Origin of the sequence: Jeotgalicoccus sp. S0W5, from assembly GCF_011634875.1 — a bacterium.
Taxonomy (GTDB): Bacteria; Bacillota; Bacilli; order Staphylococcales; family Salinicoccaceae; genus Jeotgalicoccus; species Jeotgalicoccus marinus.
The window spans coordinates 1-3,537 of the sequence record NZ_SIRQ01000017.1 but is presented as its reverse complement, the minus strand read 5'-3'; the positions used below and the strand labels follow the sequence as shown (position 1 = coordinate 3,537).

Genomic DNA, 3,537 nt, shown 5'->3' with positions numbered 1-3,537 from the left:
TCATACAGAAGACTCCTTTTTGTTAAAATTATACTATAAATTCAACTTTGCAACAGAACCTTTTAACCTCTAATGAAGGCATTCCTTTTTTATATGTAAACAAGTATTTAAAGTTTTTAGATACTATAAATAGATCACCAAATACTATAAAATCCTATGCTTATAGATTTGACCTGGTACCTCCTAAGTCTACAGATTTTTTATTTCATCTGTAAACTTAGGAGGTACCAGGTCAAGGTAATAATCGATGGGAATTTTGCTTTTTCAATAAATATGCGTAATTCTTTTTTTGCATGTTTGGTACCTAAACCAATTAACATAACAGGTTTTTTACTATTTTCAATCAGTTTTGCTGCATCTTGAATAGACTCAACTGATGGTTTCTTTGGTGCAGGTGGCTCCTTATCTATTTTTTTATCTGTATGGTCGTCAATTTTTTGAGTTAATAAATCATTTGGTAATACAAGCACAGCTACACCCTTTTTGGCATATGCAGTACGAATTGCTTCATTTACTGTTTCAAAGATAGTTTCCGGTTCCTTAATCTGTTTATTATAGACAGCAACATCTTTGAACAATTCCGTAAGATTTGTTTCTTGAAATGCTTTTGTACCGAGAACATCACTGTCAGATTGACCAGCTAATATTAATTGAGGGATGTTGTCCAGTTTTGCATCATACATTCCATTTATTAAGTGGATAGCTCCAGGGCCCCCGATACTTAATGCCACACCGATTTTACCAGTCAGTTTTGTGAAACTGGAGGCGGCCAGACTTGCTACTTCTTCATGTCTAACATGATAAAAATCAATTTCATCTTCTACAACTTTTAATCCATCAACGACCGCATCAATGGAATCTCCTGGAATTCCGTATACATGATCAATATCCCATGCTTTCAAGGCTGAGATTAATGCGTGATTTGCTTTGATTTTTTTAGGCATACATACATTTACTCCTTTATTTTTCTTGATTTAGTGTGCCAATTTGCGTATTCAATTATGCATCAAGGGATTAACGTGCACTACCGTTATTTAAAATTACTTCAACAAGGAATTAATAGAATAATGTGATGATAAAAGGCAAAAATATTGAGCTTAAAACGGCAGTGAGTATCATACCAATTGAACTAAAAGCACCAGACTCTAAATCCAGTTCAAGTGCTTTTGCGGTACCAAAGGCGTGGGATGCATTACCATAAGTTAATCCTTTGGCAATTGAGCTTTGGAAGTTACCTATCTTTATTAAAGAAGAACCTAATATGCTCCCTATTAATCCGGTTGCTATAATAAAGATAATGCTAAGTGTTTCTAATCCTCCCATTTGGTGGGATACTTGAATTCCAACTGCTGTCGTAATGGAACGCGGCAGCAATGTAACAATCATTTGTTTTGAAAATCCAAATAAATTCATAACGAAATAGATAATGATAAAATTAAGTAAAATACCAAATACCACACTGGTCATTATGACTTTAAGATTACGCATTATCATATGTCGATATTTATATAATGGGTAAGCTAGACATACAACGGTACAGTCTAAAAATTTGGAAATCCATTGGCCGCCAATCATATAATCTTTATAATCAAGGCCGCATATAATTAAAATGAAGATGATTGCCAGTGATGCAATCAGTGCCGGGTTCAGTATGGAATAGTTGAATTTGTTCTGGATATAGCGTGCAATGACATACATACATATTGTTAAAATAACCATCATAAAGCCCGTTAAAATCATGGTGAATCATGCTTTTCGTTAGGTGTCCATTTTTGCACCATTTTTTCGGCCAAATAACCAGATGCTAACGCAACAATACATGTACCTAATATGATTAAAGCGATAAATATTAAGTAATTAAGGTTGATTTGTTCAATGATGTTCATACCTCCAACTATAGAGGGAATGAAAAAGAGAGCCATTGTACCTAATAATATATTAGCCCCTTCTTGAACCCATCTTTCAGGTATCACTTTGAATTGAAGTAATAAAAAGAAAGTCGCTAACCCTACAATACTTCCGGCAATTGGTATGTGTAACACACTTTGTATCTTATTACCTAACGCGGTGATTAAAAATATTATGGAAATCTGTGACAGAATTCTAAAAAACTTAAATAACATTCGGCTTCATTCCTTATTGTCTTTTGCTTCTAAAAAATCCTTAATTCTTCCTCCCTCGTTTTGTTTACATACTCATTATAAGACGGAACATGTTATTACAAAAATAGTGGTTTGTCATAATAGATATTACGTTTATCTATGTAAGCGATATCTTCTATTTTGAATCCAGCTGTTTTTGCATAAAGTGAAGCCATTCTTTAGTGACAAAATTCATGTATTTATTGTTTTTCCATATCACACCAAGTTGCCATACAATAGATGGCGACTCGATACTAACGCTTCGAACATCGTCACTTAGCATTTCAATAATACTTTTAGGAAGGATACCAATACCAATTTGTGCAATAATCATTTGTTCAATAGAATTCCACTGAGAAATTTTCGAAACAATATGAGGTATAAAGCCCGCGCGTTTACAAGAGTCAGTTATTATGTCGTTCAGATAAAAATTTTCGTTAAATAATATAAAGCCTTCATTTTCTAGTTGTATTAAAGACACTTTTTCTTTATCTGCTAAAGGGTGATTTTTATTTACAACAAGTTTTAATTCTTCTTCGTAAAATGGAAAGGATTGAAAAAGACGATCATCAACAGGTAAAGCAGTAATTCCAACATCGAGTTCATCAATTTGAATACTTTGCTCTATTGTTTTTCCACCATTTTCGATAAGCTCATAAGTGATATTGGGATAGCAATTATGAAAATCGGCTAAAATTTTTATGAGTTTCTTAACATTCATAATTGGAGAAAGACCAATTTTGAGATGTCCAGTTTTAACCCCAAGTAAATTATCCATCACAACTGGTAAGTCTTTGTATAAATTTACAATTTCATTACATTGTTCAAAAAAGATTTTACCTGCATCTGTTAGTTTTAAACTTTTTTTGCTTCGATCAAATAAAATTAATTGCAATTCATCCTCTAAGTTTTTAATCGTTTTACTGATAGTAGGTTGGGCGATAAATAGTTTTTCCGATGCTTTAGTCATACTTCCTTGTTTTACAACTTCAACAAAATAGACCATGTGTTGTATATCCATATTATTCCTCCTGTGTTTCAGATGCTTAATGAAGATATTATCATAAAGTAAACAGGTTATGAATGGCATGGTAAATCCCTATAATTTAGGTCATCTAAATTAGTGGCGCTAGGAGACTTCCAATTTTACACTCTGGTGATACGATAGTGATTTAGCGATTAGTGAAGCCTTGGGTTACAATTAGAGTATTCAACCGATGTTATTGGGGAAGTCCTTGATGAATAAGCGTAACAAAATGATCTATGAGGCAACTTTGGCTTCAACTGATGAAATAATTTGTGGACGTAACTTGTTTGCCAAGTAATACTCATAATTCGGTTCTGTTGCAAAGTAAAAAAATATAGCTAACCACTAATTTATCATGTCAGTGTTCGC

At 33.0% G+C, this 3,537-nt stretch carries 3 protein-coding genes and 1 pseudogene; all 4 read right to left on the bottom strand.

The features are described 5' to 3' along the window. Positions 1-233: 233 nt before the first annotated feature. Positions 234-944: pseudogene (locus tag EYB29_RS09890) on the bottom strand (thiamine pyrophosphate-binding protein); the annotation flags it as partial. A 112-nt stretch (positions 945-1,056) separates the two neighbouring features. After that, positions 1,057-1,740 (bottom strand): LrgB family protein, encoded by a 684-nt coding sequence (locus EYB29_RS09885; RefSeq protein WP_008592735.1) that lies wholly within the window; start codon positions 1,738-1,740, stop codon positions 1,057-1,059. Beyond that, entirely contained in the window at positions 1,737-2,123 is a 387-nt protein-coding gene (locus EYB29_RS09880) for a CidA/LrgA family protein (protein ID WP_026867301.1), read from the bottom strand. The genes EYB29_RS09885 and EYB29_RS09880 overlap by 4 nt, the downstream gene beginning before the upstream one ends. Positions 2,124-2,277: 154 nt before the next feature. Further along, a complete protein-coding gene (cidR, locus tag EYB29_RS09875) occupies positions 2,278-3,162 on the bottom strand; it encodes a cidABC operon transcriptional activator CidR (protein ID WP_010529476.1) in 885 nt (294 codons plus the stop codon). Positions 3,163-3,537 lie beyond the last annotated feature (375 nt).